The sequence below is a fragment of the Psychrobacillus vulpis genome (genome assembly GCF_006861825.1).
Classification (GTDB): domain Bacteria; phylum Bacillota; class Bacilli; order Bacillales_A; family Planococcaceae; genus Psychrobacillus; species Psychrobacillus vulpis.
Genome location: NZ_VDGI01000006.1, coordinates 81,726 through 104,923, shown reverse-complemented (window position 1 = coordinate 104,923; position 23,198 = coordinate 81,726). Strand labels below are relative to the sequence as shown.

Below are 23,198 nucleotides of genomic sequence, written 5' to 3'. Positions count from 1 at the left end.
AATTTATAACTTTTGCTTACGGGACAATAAATTAGCAGCTCCTTGTAATAACAGAACCAAAACTATTAAAACAATAGACATTGCTGCCGCAGAATAATACTCTGCACGCAAAATATTATGAAAGATAGCCAAACTCATAGGTGCCCATTCCGGTGGTGCAAGTAAAATAGAGACACTAGCTTCTTTAATGACCGTTATGAAAACTAGTATCGATCCTGCAGCAATTCCTGGAAGCATAAGAGGGCCAATAATCGTAATAGCGGCCGTAAGTGGTGTCGCACCTAAATTAATTGCAGCTTCTTCTATATCTTGTTTGATTGCTCTCATCGCCCCCATCGTCGAACGCACCATATAAGGAAGCCTACGAATTGTATATGCAATAATAAGCAGAACAGCCGTGCCTGTTAAATGAAGTGGTGCAGTATTAAAAGTTTGTATTAAAGCAATACCAAAAGCTATTCCAGGAACAACTAGAGGAATTGATGCCATAAAATCTAGTTTAGAAGAATTTTGTCTAACAACAAAATAGGAAACAAATGTAGCAATGATTACACTTAAAACTAAAGCCCCTGTTGCCAGCATAATACTGTTTTGTATGTTCCCCATCGAAGTTGTAAAAATTGTCTTGTAATGGTCCAACGTGTAACCATTTGGCAATAAATCCTTCCCCCAAGTAGTCGCAACAGATTGTAGCGCTACCGAAAGCATTGCAAAAAGAGGAACCAAAACGACTAAGAAAGAATATCCAGAAAGTATTCTTGTTAGAGTCTTGTTCTCGATTAACTTTTGCTGTTTTGGTTTACCTGAAACTGACCCGTAGTTTTTCCCTTTTGTAAACAAATGTTGAAGCCAAAAGAAGAATGCAGCTACAATTACCATAACAACAGTCAAGATAGCGGCGCCGCCCCAATTGAAGAAACCGGCAATTTCACGATACGCTTCAACTACTAATAAGTTCAGCTCTTTTGGAGCTAAAACTATCGGTGTTCCAAAATCCGAGAAACTGACAGTGAAAATAAGGAGCGCACTCGAAATTATTCCAGGAAGAGCTAATGGAAAAGTCACAAAGATGAATGTAAACCAGTTCTTTGCTCCTAAGTTCTGAGAAGCCTCTTCTAAACTGACATCGCTTATTTTAAAAGCAGCCACAAGCGTCCACAAAGCATAGGGGAAGAAAAAGAATACTTGCACCGTTACTACACCCGCCATGGAGTACGGATTTAGGAGCATTCCTTCCCCTCCCAAAACATTGTAAATTTCAGTAACCCATCCTGAACGGCCAAACATAATGATAAATGCGTAAGCAGAGATGAATGTTGGTACAATAAGAGGTACCATACACAATGCAGAAATCGTTTTTTTAAACGGCATCTTTGTCCTAGCAATTCCATATGCCATAGGAACGCAAATTACTATTACAATCAAAGTTACAAGGAAACCTAATAATAGGCTGTTCTTTAATCCGTCTAAGTAGCCTGCATTTGAGAATACTTGTTTATAATTTTCTAATGATGCACCTTTAAATTTCTCTATCGTTGAACTTAGTATTGCTGGATCAGTTAGAGAACCTAAGATATTAATGGGCTGCCCTGTAAAGCTAACAAGGAAAACAGAAAATAAAGGAAGTAACATGAAAAGACCGAAGAATGCATAAATTAATATTTTGACAACCGATAATCCATTAAAACTGTTTTTAAGTTTCTTCATATTAATAGTACCCTTTCATGCTCTACCGTCAGCTTTACCTTCCTTCCTTCTTCAAATATATTAGATCCAGATGAGTATGTCGTATCTACAATAAGCTGGTATGAACCCACTTGGACGTCATATCGAACAATCGAACCCAAATAGGTAGACATGATAACAGTACCTTCAATTACATTAGTTTTCTTATCGTCAATAATACTGTCAACCGCTTCTACCTTTACATGCTCAGGTCTGATAATTACATTTAATTCATCTTTCAAAGCCTTGTTAGCAGACCTAAGAACAAATCCATCACCTTTCACAATTACAAGTCCATTCTCTTCTCCAGCGACAGTTCCACTAAGAATATTAGAGGTACCTACAAAATCAGCAATGAAGGGAGTGGACGGATTACTATACAAATCTGTTGGTGTCCCAATTTGAACAATATGCCCTTTATCCATTACTGCTATTCTATCTGCCATACTCATAGCTTCTTCTTGGTCATGCGTAACAAAAATTGTCGTAATTCCGAGATCTTGTTGAATAGTACGAATTGTATTCCTCATAGAATGTCGAAGCTTTTGATCCAAATTTGATAGAGGCTCATCCATCAGTAGTACAGCCGGTTCCATAACTAATGCTCTCGCTAGAGCAACACGTTGTTGCTGTCCTCCTGATAATTCGCTTGTTAAGCGATCAGCATGCTTATCCAGTTCTACATACTTAAGTATCTCCATAACTTTTTCCTGAATTGCTTTCGGATGCTTCCCTAATCTATTATTTAAGAGGCGTGCATAAATCGCTAACTGCTTTACTGGATTACTAGAATTCAATTCCTTAATATTAAGACTATAAGCAACATTGTCGAAGACATTCATATGTGGGAACAAAGCATAACTTTGAAAAACCATTCCACAATTTCGTTTATTTGCGGGAATATTTTCTACTTCATTATTTCCTATGTAAATTTTCCCAGATGTAGGATTTTCAAACCCAGCTATACAACGCATTGTTGTAGTCTTCCCACATCCCGAAGGACCGAGAAGAGCGAAGAATTCGCCCTCCTCAATTTCTAGGTTAATATCATGAAGTGCAGTAAATTCCCCAAACTTTTTAGTCATATTATTGATTATTACTGATCCCATTGATTTTCACCCTTATTTATTGAAATTTAGCTTTCCACTCATTACGAACACGATCATAGTTTTCATTAACCCAGTCGATATCAAGATCAACTGCGTGTGCTTTAACTTTTTCTAGCGTTAAAGGTGTTTTAGATTCTACATTAGGATTAATTGGTATATGGTACCAGTCTGCCATAATTTGTTGAGCATCTTCAGAAAGTAAGAAGTCCATAAACTTTTTACCCCCTTCTGCGTTTGGTCCACCTTCGATTAATGTAACAGGGTTTACAAGTACTGGAGTTTTATCAGGTACGATAAAATCTACACTCTCCCCTTTGTTTTTTTGTTCGTATGCCATAAAGTCAAAACCAATGCCGATATGTGCTTCTCCCATTGCCACTCCTTTAGTAGGAGCAGAACCTGAGTCAGGCATTGAATTCGCTTGTTTTACAAGTTTCTCAAAGTATTTCCAAGCTTCGTCTTCACCTTTTCGCATCATTTGATCCATTACCATTAAAGTGGCTGTACCTGATGCTGCTGGGTTAGGAAACTGAATTTTTCCTTCCCATTTAGGGTCAAGCAAATCTTCCCATGTCTTTGGTGCTTCTGCTTCAGAAACAAGTTCTGGGTTATACGAGAAACCTAATACGAAGATTTCAACTCCTACATACTTCCCGTCTTCATGTTTCATTTTAATTCCATTTTCTACAATGTCCCAATCTGCTGCAAAATCCGGGATATAGTTACTCAAAATTCCACGCTCAACCGCAGCCTCAAATGGAAGTATTCCTCCTCCACCATACCAAACGTCGGCTTTTGGATTATCTTTCTCTGCAAGCATTTGATTTACTAGAACGTTTGTCCCAGCATAATGCACATCTACTTTTTCATCATTAAGTTCTTCATACTTCATTGCTAACTCTTTTGTAAAATCCGGTGTTTCCGGTGAGTAAAGCGTAATTCTGCTTCCCTTGCCATTTTCTCCTTCCGAAGTTCCTCCGGCACATCCTGCTAACATTCCCGCCGCTAGTAAAACACTTGCAGCCAAACCAGAAATTTTTCTCACATGAATCCCCCTCATATTATAGTTAATGGACAAAAAAATAGAGACGAATGCCAAATGTAACCCTTCCAATGTAAGGGCTTACACTCAGGCTTTCATCTCATAGTCTCTGCCTAGTTATTTAACTAAATTTTAGTATACAGTACTTTCTGATAATTGCAACTACTTATTTCAAATATTTTCTTTTTAATAAAACCCTCGAGAACTTTTTACGATCTACTTACAAGTTCTTTTTGTTAGAATGCAATAACCAACTGTCGTGAAAAAATATCAAAACAATTTGACTTCTTCTCTGCAATTTGATAAATTCAAATACAATATCTTAGATGAAGAGAGTAACAATATCGAAATACAAAGCGAGCTAGGGATGGTGTGAGCCTAGTTATGAAGAGTTGTGAAACGCACTTTGGAGATGCTTGTTAGAAAAGCGGCAGACGCCGCCTTGCTGCGACAAGCAAATGCCGGTTTCTGAGGAGGCAGTTCCCTCAGCCACCGCAAGAAACAGGCATTTGACCTCGAGCAGATGGCGTCTGGAGCTGGACATATACTATATAGAAAAGTTTACACTTATATAGTAAAAAAAGCCGGAGACTCACCGTTATAGAGAAAGTGGCCGAAATAGGCAAATTGAGTGGTACCGCGGAAGTTAAGCTTTCGTCTCATTTTTAATGAGACGAGGGCTTTTTTATTTTTAGGAGGAATTCAAATGAAAATGAAAGTATTAGACATTCTGCAAAACTTCACATCTGAGTTGATTGAAGAAAACATGATTGAAATACCTGCTTATGCTCACTTAGGTGACTTCGCCCTTCCTTGCTTTCCCTTTGCTAAAAAGCTAAGAAAATCTCCCAATGTAATTGCACAGGAACTTGCTGGAAATATTCACAGTGAATACATTGAAAAAGTGGAAGCTGTAAATGGATACGTAAATTTATTTATGAAAAGATCTACATTTGCTTATTCCACATTAACTACCATCCACAATCAAGGGAAACAATACGGTTCTTCCAATTTAGGGGCTGGTGGAGTAGTAACGATTGACATGTCATCACCTAATATTGCAAAGCCATTTTCCATGGGGCATTTGAGATCTACTGTAATTGGAAATTCAATTTCTTTATTACTTGAGAAAAACGGGTATCAACCTATTAAAATCAATCACCTTGGTGACTGGGGCACGCAATTTGGAAAACTACTAGTAGCTTATCGTTTATGGGGAGATGAAAAGAAAGTTCAAGAAGCCCCTATTCAAACATTATTAAATCTTTATATTCGTTTTCATGAAGAAGCTGAAAATGACGACTCTCTAAATGACAAAGGAAGAGCTGCTTTTAAATCGTTAGAAGACGGTCATCCGGAAGCATTAGAACTTTGGAAATGGTTTCGATCAGAATCGTTAAATGAATTTCAAAAAATATATGATTTGCTTGGGGTATCTTTTGATTCATTTCAAGGTGAAGCATATTATAACGACAAAATGGATTCGATCGTTCAGGAGTTATTAGACAAAAATCTATTAATAGAATCTGATGGTGCGCTTGTAGTAGAAGTAGGAGAAAATATACCTCCCTGCCTCATAAAAAAATCCGACGGAGCGACTTTGTATGCTACAAGAGATATTACGGCAGCTATTAATCGAAAACAAACATATGATTTTGCTAAATCTTTGTATGTAGTTGGAAATGAACAAAGTTTGCACTTTGCTCAAATTAAGAAAGTTTTAGGCAATATGGGGTATGAATGGTCTGAAACTATTCAGCATATTCCATTTGGTTTAATTTTAAAAGAGGGTAAGAAGCTTTCGACTCGTAAAGGAAAGATTGTTTTATTAGAAGAGGTATTAAATGAGGCAATTCAATTAGCAGAGACAACAATCGAAGAAAAAAATCCTCAATTAACGAATAAAAAAGAAGTTTCTAAAGTGGTCGGTGTTGGAGCAATTATTTTTAGTGATTTAAAACAACATCGAAAGCATGATATTGAATTTGATTTAAAAAAAATGCTCCAAACAGAAGGAGAAACTGGGCCATACGTTCAATATTCATACGCAAGAGCATGCTCTATTTTAAGAAAGGTTAAAAGCGTAGATACCTTCCAAGTCACAGTCGTTAACGACTATGAATGGGATGTTATTAAATCACTACAACAATTTCCTTTCGTCATTCAACGTGCAGCCATAGAATATGATCCATCATTAGTAGCCAAATATGCTATAGATTTAGCACAATCATTTAATTCTTTTTATGGAAATGTTCAGGTTATGAAAGATTCTAGTTATACTTCTTACCGTGTTTCAATTGTTCAGTGTGTTGTTATTGTACTTGAGGAAGCCCTTAGGTTACTCGGGATAAAAGCTCCCGTCGAAATGTAATATGGGCTGTTATTTTTGCCCTGTATAAGTTTCAGCACCACTGACTAACGTCTAATTCACCAGTTGCTAGGTGAATACGTTAAGGAATAGAGGTGGTGAAAAAGTGGAAAATCGACAACCATGCAGTAAATGCGGAAAGGTTCATAGTAACCGAGGTAAACGTGGATTTAGAGGATACGCTGGGCCTCCTGGTGATGCTGGTGCTATGGGTCCTCCGGGTCCTCAAGGTCCTTCTGGAGAACGTGGTCCAAGGGGATTTATGGGTCTAGAAGGACTTCAAGGAGTAGCTGGGCCTCCTGGTGAACCAGGCGATACCGGTCCTCCAGGGCCTCGAGGACCTCGTGGAATTGATGGGGCAGCTGGTGGAATTGCAGAATATGCCTATATTTACAATACAGGTGAACAAAAAAATGCACAGGAAGAAAATATAACATTTGACACAAATGGCATATTAACAGCTGGCATTATACACACTGAAGGAGACTCTATCATTACGGTAAAGCAATCAGGTGTTTATGAAATCATGTACCACGTTCCTGGAAGTCAGTCAAATCAACTTACTCTCTTCGCAAATAGTATGGAAATAACAGGTACAACCTATGGTGGAATGAACGGAAATTCACTTAACATAGGTATTCAAGTCATTCAATTAGATGCAAATACAGAGCTAACACTAAGAAAACAAACTCTTGATATAGTTGAGAATGGTAATAGTTCAAATAGTGTTATCAATGCGGCAATTATTATTAAAAAAATTGCCGCATAAGAATTATTACATGGGACTCCCCCATTAGAAAAAATGAGGAGGATTTGCTCTAGAATCATATTATGTTTCTAACAACGAGTGGCTAGAACTGAAGTCTAGAAGTAGATTTACTTGTATAAAGTTATCAATAGAATTGAGATGTGATAACTTCCAAAACAGGAAAGAAAGATGCAGGCCCCGTTTGCTGCGACAATGTCTAATTGCGACGAGGTTCGAGCAGGAGTCTGGACGTAAAAGTACTTATAGAAACTTACCCACAAGTCGAAATTTCATAATTTCCTATATATCGAAAAAACTTCCCGTCCATTTAGAAAATGAACGGGAAGTCTTTATTCTCATATTAAATTTTAAACCTATGTACCATCTCGTTAAGGGAGTCGGAAATAGTTGTCAATGATTGTGCGGCAGATTGAATTTCATCCATAGTAGCTAACTGCTCCTCTGTAGCAGCTGCAATTTCATGTGTGCTTTCAGAACTATCTTTAAACAGAAGATTAACTTCTTCATATTTTTTTGCAACCACTTGGAAATCTCCCGTTAGTTGCCCCGTTGCTAAAGCAATTTCTTGTATTTTACTAGAGACATTCGAAATAGAACGGATAATCTCTCTAAATTGAATAGCTGTCGCTGTAGTTAAATCTATTCCACTATCCACATTTATTTTAACTGTTTCAATGGTTTGAACCGTTTCATTTGTTGTCCCTTGAATACCAGTGATAAGTCCTCTAATTTGGTTAGCTGAATGGCTCGATTGTTCTGCTAATTTACGTACTTCGTCAGCTACTATTGCAAACCCTTTTCCATGCTCTCCTGCTCTTGCTGCTTCAATTGCTGCGTTTAATGCAAGAAGATTTGTTTGATCTGCAATCTCATTAATAATAGTTGTAATTTCTCCAATTTTTACTGCATCTTCCGCTAATGAGTTTATATTATTATCTGCTTTGGACACGGATTCATAAATTACTTGCATAGAACTAACTATTTTCCTTACGGATTCTTCTCCATTACTGGCTTGCAAACTAACTTCACTTGTTTCTTTAGATACTTCTGTTGTTTGCAGTGTCATACTTTGTAATCTTTCTAGAGACTGCTCAACAGCATAGGAACTATCTTTTAATATTTGCGACTGATCATCCATACTTTCAGAAACATTTTGGATATTCTCTGCTATTTGATGGGAAGAAATTTTTGATTGGTCAGCACTAGCAGAAAATTCTTCTGAAGCTCCCGTCGCTTGGCTTGAGGATTTACTAATTTGCGTAATCATTACTCTCAAAGAGGAGAGGAATTGATTGAAGGAACTCGCAACTTCCCCTAACTCATCCTTATTTCTTATATGAATTGTTTGAGTTAAATCCCCATCTCCATTTGCAATTTCATTCATTTGATTTTTTAAATGACCTAAAGGAACTAAAATAGCTTTAAGGAGCACTCCTCCAAGAGTAATTCCAGTAAAGATTGCAGCACCAGATATCGCTATTAAAACTATTTTACTTAGCTTTGAGTGTGACTCCATATTTTTCTGAGCTTCATCTGTTGCTTGATTTAATTGGTCTATGAAACTCTCAAATGATGGATCTAGAATTTCTTTACGTATTCTACGTTCTTCACCAAAATGGATTTCTTCTGACTTCGTAGGATCAATTGTACTATTCTGAATAACTAATTGACTTTGAGCCCAAAATTGCTCATAGTTTTTTTCTATGTCATCAATTATGTTTTGATCGGAAGCTTTACTAGATAATTTACTTAAATTGTTGAATTGTTCTTTAATATCATCGGACTTTTCTTCCATTTGCTTTGCATAGGTTTGATCACCTGTTAGCAATAACGCTCTTTCGTCATTAGAAAGACCTGCTAGTCTATATTGAATTTGTTTGGAGATCGTTTGCATTTCCATCAGTTTGGTTAGATGATTATTTTTAGTAATAACGTCTGATAAAGACCATGTAGCAATTCCCCCTACAACCATAATAGATAATAATAAAATGGATGTAACCAAAATCAGCCTTGTTTTTATTCTCATGATGTTCCCCCACATGTGGCAAAGTGTTTTTCAACTAAATTTATATAAAAGGTTTAAAGAGTCTTTGAATCTCTTGTCGTTTTAACGAACTAATCTCAAAAAATCTTGTTCTCCTACAATTTCAATCGGCATTCCTTTACTAATCATTGCTTCAACTTTTTTCATTTTCGTACTTTTAATACCTTGTACATATTTCACTAAATCATTATCTCCAACGACTAAAAAATTCGTATTACTATCAACATTACCGCTACATATTGCACCGCAATTAACTGCTAATTGTGCAGCTTGTGTTCTTGTCATTGAGACCATTCTCCCTGTAAAAACGATAGTAGATCGGTAAAATGGATGCTTTTTGTTTAGTCTTGGTATTTCTGAGACAAGTGATTGCATTAAAGTATCTTCATTAGTTTTTTTCGTACGGTTTAGTTGTTTGTTAATAGCTGTAGGGATACCTATTTTTATTTTTTGTAAGTTTAATAATTCTTGGATCGAATTCGTTCGTGTTTTTCTCAACGCCTCTACCGTTATTAAAGCAGAAGCACGAGCATCTTCCAAAGCGTCATGATGCTTTAAACTAATCCCTAAATAATTCGCTACAGTTGATAGCTTATGATTGAATAAATTTGGCCAAACCTTTTTGGCGATTAAATAGGAACATCCATATTGAAAATCGGGATAAGATTCATGAAAATTGTTTAGGGATGAACGTAGAACACTAATATCAAAACTAGCATTATGTGCGATGATTGTTTGATTTTCGATGAAACCTTTGAAGTCAGGCCAAAACTCTTCAAATGTAGGTGCACTTACAACCATCTCTTCTGAGATTCCATGAATTTTAGTATTGTAATAATGAAATTCACTTAAAGGATTTATAAAAGTATGTATTTCATCTTTTATTGCCCCATCCTTTACTTGTACAATTCCGATGGAGCATACACTAGACCGTGAACTATTCGCGGTCTCAAAATCTATTGCTACAAAGTCCATTTTTGTTCCTCCATTTCGAATGTATCGATATAGATTATCTCATATTCATTGGAACACTTAAAACCCCTTGTAGATTATAAATTCTACAAGGGGCAGGGCAGTTCACTTCGTTCAGTGTAGCCTATTCATCGGGGGTACTTGTTCTCGCCTTTTCTCTCTTTCTAGTCTTTCCTCATATTGTTCTAACGTCACCCCTTCTTTCTCATCTTCCAATGTTGGAGAGCGCTGATTATCGTTTTGTACAACCTCCATATTGGTAGGGCGACGCTCTCGAATCATTTTTTCTTCTTCCATTGTGTGTCCGTTATGCTTTTCACTTTTTGCTAAGTATGGATCCGTTGCAAATGACTCAGCACGTGTAAATCGATCTATCGGTTCATCGAAACGCTTACTTGTTTCATTCACAAATTTATCTGTACGTGGGGTGAATCTCTCTTTTTTAGAAAAGTCATTTACCGGTTCTTCCGTTGCTTTAAATCTTGACTGAACGACATCTGTTCCTACTGTGTCCGTATATTCAGATTCATATTGGGTTGTCCCATAACTAACATCATCCGCATGAGTTACAACGTCTGTAAATAGAACTATGCTCCCGTTTACTATCCCATTCGAAATGAGTTCAGTTTCGTGGGTATCCAAATCCAATTTCCTTAAACTCTCCGATATGGCATTTTCACCAGTAAACCATGACTTAAACTTATCCACAAACGTACCTGCTTCATGTGTGGAAACATCGGAATGACGATTTAATGAATATAAATGAGCATTTTCTGTTGATATCAAGTGGATATCTCTTTCTTCGTATCCTTGTGCCTGCAGGAGTTCCAATTTTTCATACATCTCTTCTTCTGAACGAGCTACTTCGATTCGTCGATTTGATTCGATATTCATTGTGTATCCTCCTATTATTTTGGCTTGTTCTTTTCATACCCCCTTATGGATACAAAATAACTTTTCACTTACTTTTTTAATAATTTTGTAATAATACAAATAAAAAAAGAAGAGCTGACTAAGCATCTCTCTTACAAGGTGCAAAACAACATACGATTTCGAAGGTCTCACTTCAGGCTGTCTTGAAAACGCTTGTCAGTCGAGGCGCGCCAGCAAAGTCCCTTTGCGACGAGTAACCGCAGGAGCACCGAGGCGGAAGCGAATAGAACTTAAGTTCATGAGCTTACAACGATGTGCAAGCACATGTACTTTCTGCGACGAGCTTTGCGCAGGAGCAACGAAGAATGAAAGCGTTTGTCAACAGTCTGAAAGAAGAGCTGACTAAGCATCTCTTCTTATTTACTAATATTTGCTTTTCGAAAACCTTGTATTACATCTATAACTACAGAGACTATCCACAAAAATATAACTCCTAAAATAATTGAACTTTTTATCTCAATAGAAGTATTAAACAACCTCTCTAAATATGATATGAAATCTGGATTAATGAGATTGGTATTACTGAATATTAAAATAAACACAGTGGAAGATACGACATGTCGTAACGTATTCATTATTGCTACTTTTCTAGTCCATTGACCGATGACAAATTTATAGCATACTAAAGCGACTTCTACTCCAATTGCAATTAAGACAATTAACCAATAGGCATGTAACACTTCCTGATTAAAGGTAGGTGTAACAAATTGTAATTTTCCTTGTATTTTTTCATACACACCAATCAATTGAACCGCATTAAAATAAATCGCTGTAAAGATTGCAATCCCTAACAGACTTCCAAAAATCGATGACTTAGAGATTTCTTTTCCCTTCAAAATATACGGAATATTATTCAAATCATCTGGAGTCCACTCTTTTAAACTAGTTGTTAAAGGTAACTTTTCTTTCGACGTATCTGTCCGTTCTATTATCGCAAAAACTAAAGTTATCCAAAAGAAAGTATGAATAGATATGCTTAAAATTTCCCATATACCTTTCCCAACAATTGTGAGAATTATATTTATCAAAGCTTCTTCCCCATTATAAGAGAACATGTTTTCTGCAATTAATATAATGAAGGCGATTGTAGCTGCAATCGGTACAATCATTTTCAATAAAGTTACATATACATCAAAGTAGCGTGGACCTATTAAATGCATTGGCCGATCTAAATAACCACTAGCAAGCGAAACTGGACTTCCCATCTTTCCAAGAGCTTCCTTCACTTCTACCTCTGTATAGTTTTCAGGTAGCATATCCTCAATTGTTGAACGTAGCTCAAGTGCAATATCCTGCCTATTCTTTTCAGGAAGTCTACGGGTTACTTCCTGAATGTAAACATCAATTAGATGCATTCTCTTCCTCTCCTTTCAATAAAGTATATAGCTCTCTTGTCGTCTGCTCCCACTCTTCTTTCAGCTTTTCGAAGATTTCTATTCCATATTCGCTTAATACATAGTACTTGCGTGGCCTACTCTCAGATGTGTCCCAGCTACTGACGACCAATTCTTGTTTTTCTAAACGACGAAGCAGTGGATATAGTGTACTTTGGTCTATTGCAACATTCGATTTTTCTAATAATTGGACAAGGGAATAACCGTATTGAGGAGTTCGCAGCTGACTTAATACAGCTAAAGTTAAAGTCCCCCGTCTTAGTTCTATCGTTAAAGAACTTAGTAATTTACTCATACTTTTTCTCACCTCTTTATACTGTGTAATGTACACTATATATCATACTATGCATCATACACTATTGTGATCACTACATCAATATTTACCCCACAAGAAAAAAAAGCGTTTTTGTGCTGAATTCCAGGCATAAATACGCTTACAGAAAATTATTTACAAATCCATATTTTGTGATTTTAAAAGCAATAAGAAAAACCGGGCAAAAAAACGCCCGATCCTTTTAAGAAGAGTAACCGTGGATTCCCGTTACAGCGGACGCTTTTCGCGGGCATGGCTTCAGTCTCCTCGTCACTGCAAAGACACTGGCCAAATAAAGTTCGGCCAGTGTCTTTCCTGCGGGGCCTTCTGCTCATGCACCTGCCACTTCGCTTTCGGCGCAGAAAACATCTGCTATTCCCGCAGAAGCCGCCGTCTTCGCTCCCATCAACTAATATTGGTCTATTCATAATTGCTGCTGTTTATAAGTAGAATGACGATCATTTGAATCGTGAACGAAACAAAGATAGCATGACTACTTCTTTTACTCTATTTCTAAAAAGAGAAAAACTTGGTCAAAAGATTCCACATGGTCTTTTGTCAAAGGATTCCGTTACAATCGGACGCTTTCCGCGGGCGTTGCCTCAGCCTCCTCGCTACGCTGTGGGGTCTTCGACAAACGCTTATCCCGCAGGAGTCGCCGCTTTTCACTCCATCCATCTAGTTTATTAAGAATGTAATGATTTTACGGAGTACTTTCTTCTGCATTTTATAGTGATAATTGTAGACATTCAGCGATGAGTACTGTGTCATGACATACCAAGTTTTTATACTTTCTTATCTTTGAACAAATGTGCAAGTGCCACTCTAAAAAAACAGGATAAAGACAATTAGTCAAATATATAAACAAATAGAAAAAGCATGTTTTGAAAAAAGATTGGTCAAAACATGCTCTTAACATATTCAATTAAAAAAAAGATAGTTAAACTTATTCCAATAGTTGAATTTTAATCTTTTTTGTAGAACCGTTATTGTATCGAAACAATATCTGCCGTACTTTATTTTTAAATAACTCTATCGTTGCCATTTTTTTCTCTTTTAGTTGCCTTAATATCCTCTACTAGCATCTCAACATGTTCTTTTTTCGTAGCCCAACTCGTACAAAATCTCACTGAACTGTGTGTAGCATCGACTTTTTCCCAGAAGGAAAATGAATACTTTTTGCCTAGTTCCAAAATTACATCATTTGTCAAAATCGGAAACTGCTGATTTGATGTAGAATCATATCGTAATGAAAATCCATTTTCAACAAATGCTTCTCGAATCATCATTGCCATTTCCACAGCATGTTTAGAAATTTCATAGTATAAGCCATCTACAAATAAGGTTTCAAATTGAATACCCAATAGTCTCCCTTTAGCAAGTAAACCTCCTTTTTGCTTAATCATATATCGGAAATCCTTTTTCAAGGCATCATTTATAATGACTACTGCTTCACCAAACATTGCACCAATTTTCGTTCCACCTATATAGAATACATCACATAGCCGTGCAATATCTGCCAAGGTTAAATCGCTGTCTATTGAAGCCAAACCATACCCTAATCTAGCGCCATCCAATACCAATGGCAAACGACATTCTCGACATACTTCACTTAATGCTTCCAATTCGGCTTTACTATAAGTCGTTCCATTTTCTGTAGGATTAGAAATATAAACCAAGCCTGGCTGTACCATATGCTCATGAGTAACATCATTCCAATGAGCGTCATATAATTCTTTCACCTGTTTTGCTTGAATTTTTCCATCATCACTCGGCAAAGTAAGTACTTTATGACCAGTGGCTTCAATTGCTCCAGTTTCATGTATTGCGATATGACCAGTAATTGCAGCAACTGCCCCTTGATGCGGGCGCAAAATTGAAGCTATTATAGTTGTATTCGTTTGTGTTCCTCCTACTAAAAAGTGTATATCTGCATTCGAAGCATCACACTCTCTTTGGATGTAAGCTTTCGCTTTTTCACAGTATTCATCTACCCCATATCCGGGTGTTTGTTCTTCATTTGTTTCTATTAATCGTTTCAGAATTCGCTTATGTGCACCTTCTGTATAATCATTTTCAAATCGTATCATCTATATTCACTCCAAACTATCCAGTTTCTTCTGAATGAACAGCATAGAAGCATGGATCTCTTTTATTTCTTTCTGTGATAATCCTTCGAATAATCTCACTATTTGTTTATCAGATTTTTCATTAATCTGGTTGAAGAAAGTAATTCCTTTAGGAGTCAACCGTATCAGACTAGTTCTGTTATCCAAGATCGAGTTTTCCTTCATAACCAGCCCATCTTTACTTAGCTTGTTAATTATCCTACTCATGTAGCTACGATCAATTTCCAGTTTATCAACTAAATTGTTTGCTATACACTGCTCCATCAAACCGATTTCTAAAATTACCCGTGCCTCAGTGAAAGAATATCCAGTATCCAATATATGCTTATCTAATACACCAAGTATATTCGTATAAAATCTATTGAATTGCCGTATATCTGCAATCATGTCATTACTTATATTCATTTCTGCCTCCTTTTAGTGGACTTTATCCACTAATACTCTAGTGAAATTAGTGGACTTTGTCAACATTTCATGAAAATATTTGTAAGATAAATTGTAAGAAATCGACTTTAGAAAGTTATCCACAATCCAGATTATAATTTTCTAAGCAACAAAAAAGCCAAGTCATTATTTTCATGACTTGGCAATACACCAACTATTTTTTATCTCTAAATTCTTGATTGTCACCGTCTGAAAACTCAACTTCCAGATCAAATTCTGTATAGTCTTCTACTCCAAATGCTTTGGAAACTTTCTCGATGACCTCTTCTTTACTCATATCTTTAGTCAATGCAAGGTCTTTAAATATTGGTGCCAACTCATCGTATGCTTTATCTCCTGTCAATTTTTTCGATTCTAATTTGTTTTCATATTCTGCTTCTGTTTCGGATACATCCATATCAAAAGATACATCAATTACATCTCTTTGGTCTGCTGTATCTATATCCAAATCAAAAGATTGAAATCCAAATTCATTTTGCATTTCATGGTGGCCAGGTGCATCTTTCACATTATCCTTATCATTATCTCCACAAGCCCCTAGTAATAATGCTGTAGAAAGTAATACACTTCCGTATATAGAGTATTTTTTCATATTAATCTCCCCTTAAGCTGAATTTTAGATCTAATTAAGGTATATCCATTATGATAATTTCATAAACAAATGGAGATACATTACTTTTCCCTAAACGCTTAATCCGGATATCGTTCTTCACTAGAAGAAGTTGATTTTGTCGTATATTTATCTTTCTCATCTTTTACCTTTTCATTTAATTCTTCTACAGGAACCGCATCTACTGTTTGCATATCAATGTGTTTATCGAAAATACTTTCTTTGTTTTCACCAAATCCGGATTATCCAATATACGGCCGATAACATCTTGCCGTTCGCGATTTTCAGATGATTTATTCTTCATATTTATCGCTCCTTTTAATATTGTTATCCTCTGTTTAACCTATTTTTTTCTCCATAAACCTCTTTTTCCTAATATTTCAATAAAACTTAGAAAAAATAGACATCCACTTATTTTTATTGTTCGGACCTGAACGAGCGATAAGTAAGGAAACTTGAGCCATAGTTATTGGTAACGATGCTTTTTTTCTTAATGCCAAGTATTTAGGTTCCCAATGATCAGCATATTTTTCTTTAAACTTTTTCAAACCTTTAAAATGATATACTGCATGACCATATAAGAAAATTTGATAAGCAATTTTTTCTGTCAAAAATGAATACTTAGACAGTCCTACATTTGCCAAAGGTGCCATTCCTAGATTAAATTTCTCGTATTTTTTTTCTTTATACCACTCAAAAAGTTTGATAAATAAGAAATCCATAGTAGCATTTGGTGCATTTGCGGCATATCGCATGAGATCTATAGAAACCATTTTCCCATTATCATAAGCAGGCATTATATTACAAAATGCTACACTCTTCCCTTCTCCGTCCACCACTAAAGCAATCGCAACAGTTTTTAAATAAGTAGCATCAAACCAGCCTAAAGAGAATCCTTTTTCTTTACGGCCATCGAGCCACTCATCTGATATAAGTTTTAGACTAGCAAGAAATGCATCTGAATGAGGAGGCTGTATAACTTGAAGACAATAACCTTCTCTTTCAAGTTTATTTTTATTGGCACGTAAATTTTTCATCTTCTTACCTGACAATTCAAAAGAAGGAAGATCCACAAAAGCTTCTTCTCCTAGTTTAAAAAAATCATAACCGTTTTCATGAAGATAAGGGAACATTTTAGAAGTAACTTGATAATAGACTGGCGTGTATCCATATACATTCGCTCGATCATGGAATTCCTCCATGGCACGAAGAATATCTGCCTTTTCTCCTATTAAATCCCCTAATACAATCAACTTATCGGAATATTTTTGAAAAGAGAGCATGACAGTTCTTGATTGATTCCAAAAAATATACTTATCATGAAGGAAGATCAAATGGGATAATGCAGTACCTTCGTATTTATCAAGGTGGGCTTTTATTTCATCTTCATAGGAATTAGACTTTTCAAATGGAAAATTTCTTGGTTTATTTAGTAAGTAACCAGCAGTCATATATAGTAAAGCAAGAATAATACCAGTTAATGCACTGTGAAATAAATCAGTTGACTCTGTTATGACGTATGGCTGTAGTTTTGCTGGAATGATGATATTGGAGGATGGTAAATTGACATACCCAATAAAAATAAACAAGCCTAAAATTAGTCCGATTCCGATAATATCTACTATTGATTTCCCCCAAGTGGGAACAAAATTTTCACGATAAAAATGATTTTTTGACAAAAGAAGAACAATGAAAACGACAAGAACAAAAGCTGCATCTTCATAGTCAAACCATTTTGATAACGAGAAAACAGCTGCGACTATTAAAGTAATTAATGTTAAATGATATGCCCATTTCACCCGATACTGTATCCCTCTCGTCAACATTAATAGAGAAATACCTAAACCAACCGTTAATTGGTGAGATAGATTCATTAAAGGTAAAGCTAAGAGCTCGTTAGGCACTTTTATTCTCTCAAGTGCGGTCGGTGCCGCTGCAGTTAGTAACAGTGTAATTCCTGCCAATAATACAAAGGCAGTGACAATCCAGTGACTAATATTTTGCAATATAATCGATGGGATTCGATTCAATTTTTGATTCATTTCTCCCCAAAAATGAAATAAGAGCATTATCGCACCAACTAAAGCCGGAAGAATAAAATAACTAATTCTGTACAATAGCAAGATTAATAAAGTAAATTCCGTAGGTACACCGAGCCCTTCCAATCCAAGTAAAAACATCAAGTCGAACGATCCTATTCCACCTGGAAGCATACTTATGATACCCGCAAACGATGCTACGATAAAAGTTGCAAACATACTTGGAATAGAAACGGAAACCCCTAAAAAAACAGAAATAAAATATATTAATACAAAGGCAAAAATCCACTCTAATAGAGAAATAACAGCCAACAAAAATATATTTTTACTATTAATATGTTTTTGCTCGGAAGCTTTTTTATTCTTTCTTATACTTATGATTAAAATTGGAAAATACAATGCAATTCCTATCAGTGCAAAATGAATCCATTTTACTTCTTGAAAAATCGGAGTTTGAATAATTCCAAGTAATGGGAACCAGCTAAGCAATGACATTCCTGATAAATAAAATAAAGTAATTAATCCAATTCCTTTTACGAGTGTTTTCTTATCGTATCCATATTGCCCGTAAAAAAAAGTGCGGATCATCATTCCTGCAATTCCACCAAAGCCAATAAAATTGGACATAGTGTTGGCAGTCCAGGAATATATTAATTTCTTTTTAACCGGAATCACCATTCGCAAGTGACGACTTAGAACAAAGTCATATAATAGCATTGGGGAAACAGCAAAAATCCCTAAAACAACTATCATTATTACTTGATACAAAGCTAGATCTTTAAAATGGTCTTTCAGAAGTGTAAAGTCTAAATTTTTCAGTGCTTGATTAGATTCTATATAAAGAACAGTGAATATTAAAAGTGGTATGGTTATTTTTAGAACACGAGAAAACCATTGTGTCTTCCAAAACTGTATCAAAATTTATCAACTCATTTCTTCTAGGTGATTTCCATAAAAATAAGACATTATAAGACATATTTTATCATTTATCTATCCGAAATGATTCCATTTATCTATTTCAAATGCGAAAAAACGACTTTAAGAATTTTTTTGAAAAAGGATTAACTTTTTAATAAAAACAAGAAAATGAATCTAAACAACCAGGACATTCTACCTCTTACTTAATGTGAAACAAAGAATCCTAATTTAAACTAACAAAACCAATTTAATCTCCTTCCAATCCCTTTAAATAAGGATTAAAAATCTAAAAATTCTAAAAGAATTTTATAAGTAAATCTATATTGATCATATTTCCCAATTAGTACATTTGCTTTTTTTTGAGTAACTCTGAAAAATAATTCAAACTATCTAAAAGTAGAATATGTCGAAATCATAACTAATCTACTAATATATTTTTTCAAAAAGTACCATTATAACCATTTTCTCTTTAATTCTATAATATGCCATTAGCAACTCATATTTCAAATTTTCAGAATATATGGTAAGTTTCTGATTGTCACATAAATTTGGATATCTTTATAATTTATATAAAGCTTCATCCATTTTATGAACTACAATTAGGGAGGTTAATAGATTGGGGATTAAGAGAAAAAGCAAAATAATTGTCATTGCTACTGCACTAGCACTTAGTACTGCTTCATTTGGTGCACCTGCTCCTGTAGCTGCAAAACAACTAGAGAAAGAGCTTACATCCATTCAAGTACAAAAATCGACACCGAAAGTACCACAGCATTTGTTGGTTCCTGAAAATCCAAGTGAAAAAGTTCGGGTAATAGTAGAACTAGAAAAAGCACCGGCAATTGAAACAGCAACTAACAAGGGTGTTCTATACAAGGACTTACCAAAGTCCCAGCGAAAATCGATTGAAAGTGCAATTGAAACAGATCAAAGAAGTATAAAAGATAAAATCAAACAAGTGTCTAATAACATACAATTTAAAGAAGAATTTACTGCCGTTTTCAATGGATTCTCTGCTGAAGTAGAAGCAAGAGACGTAGCAACTATTGGTTTATTAGCTGGTGTAAAAGCAGTTTATGAAACAACTGAATACGAACGACCAAGCATAGAACCACAAATGGTTCATTCGAAGGAACTGGTACAAGCACAATTGGCTTGGGAAAAATATTCATTCAAAGGTGAAGGAATGGTCGTTGGGGTCATCGATACAGGAATAGATCCAAGTCACCGCGACATGATATTATCTGACAATTCTTCCGGTGATATTACTTCCTCGGAGGTTAGTTCTTTATTAACCGATGGTTCCATTGAGCCAGGAAAATATTTTACAGCTAAAGTACCTTTTGGCTATAACTATATGGACGGCAACACAGAGATTCGCGATCTTGGTCCAGATGCTTCGATGCATGGTATGCACGTATCAGGTACTGTAGGAGCAAATGGAGACGAAGAAAACGGTGGTATTAAAGGTGTAGCACCAGAAGCACAATTGCTCGCTTTAAAAGTATTCGGAAATGATCCCCTTTTCCCATCAACATTTGGAGATATATATGTAAAAGCTATGGATGATGCGATTAAGCTTGGGGCAGATGTATTAAATATGTCTCTTGGTTCTACAGCTGGTTATGTAGATAACAGTAGTCCAGAACAACAAGCTGTTACTCGTGCACAAGAAAATGGTTTATTAGTAGCTATTTCTGCGGGTAACTCCGATATGTTCGGTTCAGGAACTTGGTATCCATATGCAGACAATCAAGATTATGGATTGACCGGCTCCCCTTCAGTATCAGAAGACTCCTTTGGAGTTGCATCCTTTGAAAACGATTCTATTACAGCAGCAAGTTTTAACTATGCATTGGATGGCGCGGTGTCTGGTCGTTCATTATTTTTACTAGCAAACGATCAAGATCCTAGTAAACTTCCACAAGATTCATTTGAAATTGTATTTGCTGGCTTTGGTACTCCTCAAGACTTCGCGGGCAAAGATTTAAAAGGGAAATTTGCTTTAGTTTCTCGTGGCAGCATTTCTTTTGTTGAAAAAGGTTTAAATGCTCAAGCTGCGGGGGCTGCAGGTGTTATTGTTTATAATAATGCTGCAGGAACGATTAATATGGCATCTGATCCTAAGATTAAGATTCCATATATGTCTACACTCCAAGCTGACGGACTTGCAATGAAATCTGGAATTGACGCAGGTAAAGTGGTTACTATCAATTTTGATGGTAAATATATAGATACTCCAAATCCTGAAAAAGGTAAAATGAGTTCCTTTACTTCTTGGGGTCCAACTCCAAACTTAGATTTCAAACCTGAAATCACAGCTCCAGGTGGAAATATCTTTTCAACATTAAATGACAACTCATATGGTTTGATGAGTGGTACATCTATGGCAGCTCCACATGTTGCAGGAGGAACTACTCTAGTGTTGGAACGTGTAAATAACGAATTTGGTCTAACTGGAGCTGCTCGTGTTAAATTCGCTAAAAACTTAATGATGAACACTGCAAAACCAGTAGAACTTAAACCTGGCGAGTATGTTTCACCACGTCGCCAAGGAGCTGGAATTATGCAGCTTGCTAATGCTCTAGAAACTGATGTAATGGTAACAAATGCTGCAACCGGCGAAGCAAAAGTAGCGCTGAAAGAAATTAATGGAGGACAATTTAACTTTTCATTGAAAGCGAAGAATTTCAGTGCCGAACAAAAAACGTACGATGTGAAAGTTCAATTACAAGTGGATCGCCCAGTAAATGCTGGAGCAAATTTCGTTACGATTCCAAACAACACTGCTTATGGTTCGTATGTATTAGATGAAACAGATGCAACGATTTCTATTCCAGCTAAAGTAACAATTCCAGCTAAAGGAGAATCCAATATTAATGTAGCTGTGGACGCTTCTGGTTCTCAATGGCTAATGGAATATTTCACTAATGGCTATTTCATCGATGGTTTTGTTACTCTAGTAGACCCAAATGAAGATACTTCAGGAAATGTACCATTGACTGTTCCTTTCTTCGGATTTAACGGTTCATGGGACGACGCGTCCATTTTTGATAAGTTCTTATGGGAGGATCTGACGTATTGGGGCTTCCAAGCACTTGCTGATGAAAAAGGAAACTTCATTAATGGATCATCACTCAGTGAGGATTTCGATCCATCTAAATTTGCATTTTCTCCAAATGGAGATGGAACTTTAGATAAAGTGATCCCAGTATATTCTCTATTACGTAATGCTAAAAACTTTGAGATAAATATATTAGACGCAAACGGTAAAAAATTACGCACAATCCGTACTGAAAAATATTTGACGAAGCACTATATTAATTCAGCAACCAGATCTCCATATACTTATAATCTTGTAAATGGGTGGGATGGTTTAATCAATGGAAAGCCTGCAGCTGATGGACAATACAAAATTCAGCTAAGAGGGGCTATCGATTTCGAAGGTGCACAGTGGCAATCGATCGAATACCCAATCATTGTGGATACAAAAGCTCCTACTGCTGAAATTGAGTTCAATGCATCAACGAAGACACTAGCTATCGCTAATGCTAGTGATCAAGGAGGCGGAATTGATCGTGTAGAAGTTTATGTAAATAATCAAGAAGTAACAAAAGCTGCTTCTCTAGAGTCATATGTGGTAGAGCAAGCTCAGCCAGGTGATAAAATTTCTGTAAAGGTTTGGGACGTTGCTGGCAATTCAACTTCTAAAGATTTTACTGTAGGTAGTGCAACGGAAACAAAGGAACCGGTTATCTATATTCAAAAACCAGAGTATTTCGGCTATTTCAATACTTCTAACGTAGTAGTAGAAGGAACAGTTGAAGATGACTCTGTCATCAAATCATTAAAAGTAAATGGTACACCTGCCACTTCATTTGATGGTAAAAATTTCATACACACATTAACATTCAAAAATGGTGTACAGGATGTAAACGTAGAAGCTATTGATGAATTTGACAATAAAATGGCCATTACTAGAAAAGTTATCGTTGATACTCAAAAACCTACTGTAGAAGCAGTCAAGAAAACACTTCCTAAAAATGTTAAGGGAGATGAGCCTAACCCGATAATACAAGTAAATGTTGGAGATAATTTCGATGAAATTCGTCTATACTTAAATGGCAGCGAAGTATTTTATAATCCGGTTTCTGAGCCATACGCAATGAATGGCTATAGTCAAACGGTTGACGTTGAGTTACCGCTAGAACCTGGCAAAAATGAATTTGAACTAAAAGTAGTCGACTTAGTTGGGAACGAAGCTACACAAAAAATTAGCGTGACGAAACAAGAAGTAAAAGAAACAAAACCTCCAAAAGGTAAAGATAAAAATTAAATAAGAAAGGGCTGTCTCCAAAAGTCTACTCATAGACTTTTGGACAGCCCATT

Annotated in this window: 15 protein-coding genes, 1 pseudogene and 1 other annotated feature; of the genes and pseudogenes, 3 read left to right on the top strand and 13 right to left on the bottom strand. The window is 36.0% G+C overall.

From position 1 onward, the window contains the following. Positions 1-3 precede the first annotated feature (3 nt). The 3 genes from FG384_RS07965 to FG384_RS07955 are packed head-to-tail and all read right to left on the bottom strand — an operon-like array spanning position 4 to position 3,879. Positions 4-1,707: an ABC transporter permease gene (locus tag FG384_RS07965; protein WP_142642063.1), complete on the bottom strand. Its 1,704-nt coding sequence runs from the start codon at positions 1,705-1,707 to the stop codon at positions 4-6. Continuing rightward, positions 1,704-2,834, bottom strand: coding sequence for an ABC transporter ATP-binding protein (locus FG384_RS07960; protein ID WP_142642062.1), 1,131 nt, complete (start codon positions 2,832-2,834; stop codon positions 1,704-1,706). Before FG384_RS07960 ends, FG384_RS07965 begins: the two co-directional genes overlap by 4 nt. A 16-nt stretch (positions 2,835-2,850) precedes the next feature. Continuing rightward, positions 2,851-3,879 carry an ABC transporter substrate-binding protein gene (locus FG384_RS07955; RefSeq protein ID WP_338101323.1) on the bottom strand — a complete coding sequence of 343 codons (1,029 nt, stop codon included), beginning with the start codon at positions 3,877-3,879 and terminating at the stop codon, positions 2,851-2,853. Between the two features lie 311 nt (positions 3,880-4,190). Further along, positions 4,191-4,541, top strand: a binding site (T-box leader). A gap of 41 nt (positions 4,542-4,582) precedes the next feature. Between FG384_RS07955 and argS the strand changes: the two genes are divergently transcribed. Both argS and FG384_RS07945 read left to right on the top strand, forming a co-directional pair. Beyond that, the gene (gene argS, locus FG384_RS07950) at positions 4,583-6,247 is read left to right on the top strand and encodes an arginine--tRNA ligase (RefSeq protein ID WP_142642061.1); all 1,665 of its coding nucleotides are present in this window, start codon (positions 4,583-4,585) and stop codon (positions 6,245-6,247) included. Positions 6,248-6,350: 103 nt separating this feature from the next. Continuing rightward, on the top strand, positions 6,351-7,013 hold the full coding sequence (locus FG384_RS07945) for a hypothetical protein (RefSeq protein ID WP_205961760.1): 663 nt from the start codon (positions 6,351-6,353) through the stop codon (positions 7,011-7,013). Positions 7,014-7,353: 340 nt separating this feature from the next. On the opposite strand, the gene FG384_RS07940 is transcribed toward FG384_RS07945, so the two are convergent. From FG384_RS07940 to mprF, 10 genes and pseudogenes are all read right to left on the bottom strand, one after another. Then, on the bottom strand, positions 7,354-9,039 hold the full coding sequence (locus tag FG384_RS07940) for a methyl-accepting chemotaxis protein (protein ID WP_166462407.1): 1,686 nt from the start codon (positions 9,037-9,039) through the stop codon (positions 7,354-7,356). Positions 9,040-9,120: 81 nt separating this feature from the next. Beyond that, positions 9,121-10,032, bottom strand: coding sequence for an exonuclease domain-containing protein (locus FG384_RS07935; RefSeq protein WP_142642058.1), 912 nt, complete (start codon positions 10,030-10,032; stop codon positions 9,121-9,123). A gap of 111 nt (positions 10,033-10,143) precedes the next feature. After that, positions 10,144-10,923, bottom strand: coding sequence for a general stress protein (locus tag FG384_RS07930; RefSeq protein WP_142642057.1), 780 nt, complete (start codon positions 10,921-10,923; stop codon positions 10,144-10,146). Positions 10,924-11,318: 395 nt separating this feature from the next. Next, a complete protein-coding gene (locus FG384_RS07925) occupies positions 11,319-12,317 on the bottom strand; it encodes an HAAS signaling domain-containing protein (protein ID WP_142642056.1) in 999 nt (332 codons plus the stop codon). Continuing rightward, complete coding sequence (locus FG384_RS07920) at positions 12,304-12,651, bottom strand: PadR family transcriptional regulator (RefSeq protein WP_142642055.1); 348 nt, start codon at positions 12,649-12,651, stop codon at positions 12,304-12,306. Before FG384_RS07920 ends, FG384_RS07925 begins: the two co-directional genes overlap by 14 nt. Before the next feature lie 1,040 nt (positions 12,652-13,691). Next, positions 13,692-14,759, bottom strand: a complete 1,068-nt coding sequence (locus FG384_RS07910) for a threonine aldolase family protein (protein WP_142642053.1) — start codon at positions 14,757-14,759, stop codon at positions 13,692-13,694. 6 nt (positions 14,760-14,765) lie between these two features. Further along, complete coding sequence (locus tag FG384_RS07905) at positions 14,766-15,203, bottom strand: MarR family winged helix-turn-helix transcriptional regulator (protein WP_142642052.1); 438 nt, start codon at positions 15,201-15,203, stop codon at positions 14,766-14,768. A gap of 193 nt (positions 15,204-15,396) precedes the next feature. After that, positions 15,397-15,834 (bottom strand): YusW family protein, encoded by a 438-nt coding sequence (locus FG384_RS07900; protein ID WP_142642051.1) that lies wholly within the window; start codon positions 15,832-15,834, stop codon positions 15,397-15,399. Positions 15,835-15,932: 98 nt separating this feature from the next. Beyond that, positions 15,933-16,156: pseudogene (locus FG384_RS07895) on the bottom strand (hypothetical protein). Positions 16,157-16,232: 76 nt separating this feature from the next. Beyond that, a complete protein-coding gene (gene mprF, locus FG384_RS07890; protein ID WP_166462406.1) occupies positions 16,233-18,809 on the bottom strand; it encodes a bifunctional lysylphosphatidylglycerol flippase/synthetase MprF in 2,577 nt (858 codons plus the stop codon). A 616-nt stretch (positions 18,810-19,425) separates the two neighbouring features. Between mprF and FG384_RS07885 the strand changes: the two genes are divergently transcribed. Beyond that, positions 19,426-23,145, top strand: a complete 3,720-nt coding sequence (locus tag FG384_RS07885) for a S8 family serine peptidase (RefSeq protein WP_142642049.1) — start codon at positions 19,426-19,428, stop codon at positions 23,143-23,145. Positions 23,146-23,198: the final 53 nt, after the last annotated feature.

Bases quoted from the DNA above. Each gene is read 5' to 3' on its own strand.
- FG384_RS07930 (WP_142642057.1), bottom strand. From the start codon at position 10,923: ATGAATATCGAATCAAATCGACGAATCGAAGTAGCTCGTTCAGAAGAA.
- FG384_RS07935 (WP_142642058.1), bottom strand. From the start codon at position 10,032: ATGGACTTTGTAGCAATAGATTTTGAGACCGCGAATAGTTCACGGTCT.
- argS (WP_142642061.1), top strand. From the start codon at position 4,583: ATGAAAATGAAAGTATTAGACATTCTGCAAAACTTCACATCTGAGTTG.
- FG384_RS07905 (WP_142642052.1), bottom strand. From the start codon at position 15,203: ATGAATATAAGTAATGACATGATTGCAGATATACGGCAATTCAATAGA.
- FG384_RS07940 (WP_166462407.1), bottom strand. From the start codon at position 9,039: ATGAGAATAAAAACAAGGCTGATTTTGGTTACATCCATTTTATTATTA.
- FG384_RS07900 (WP_142642051.1), bottom strand. From the start codon at position 15,834: ATGAAAAAATACTCTATATACGGAAGTGTATTACTTTCTACAGCATTA.
- FG384_RS07910 (WP_142642053.1), bottom strand. From the start codon at position 14,759: ATGATACGATTTGAAAATGATTATACAGAAGGTGCACATAAGCGAATT.
- FG384_RS07965 (WP_142642063.1), bottom strand. From the start codon at position 1,707: ATGAAGAAACTTAAAAACAGTTTTAATGGATTATCGGTTGTCAAAATA.
- FG384_RS07960 (WP_142642062.1), bottom strand. From the start codon at position 2,834: ATGGGATCAGTAATAATCAATAATATGACTAAAAAGTTTGGGGAATTT.
- FG384_RS07925 (WP_142642056.1), bottom strand. From the start codon at position 12,317: ATGCATCTAATTGATGTTTACATTCAGGAAGTAACCCGTAGACTTCCT.
- FG384_RS07920 (WP_142642055.1), bottom strand. From the start codon at position 12,651: ATGAGTAAATTACTAAGTTCTTTAACGATAGAACTAAGACGGGGGACT.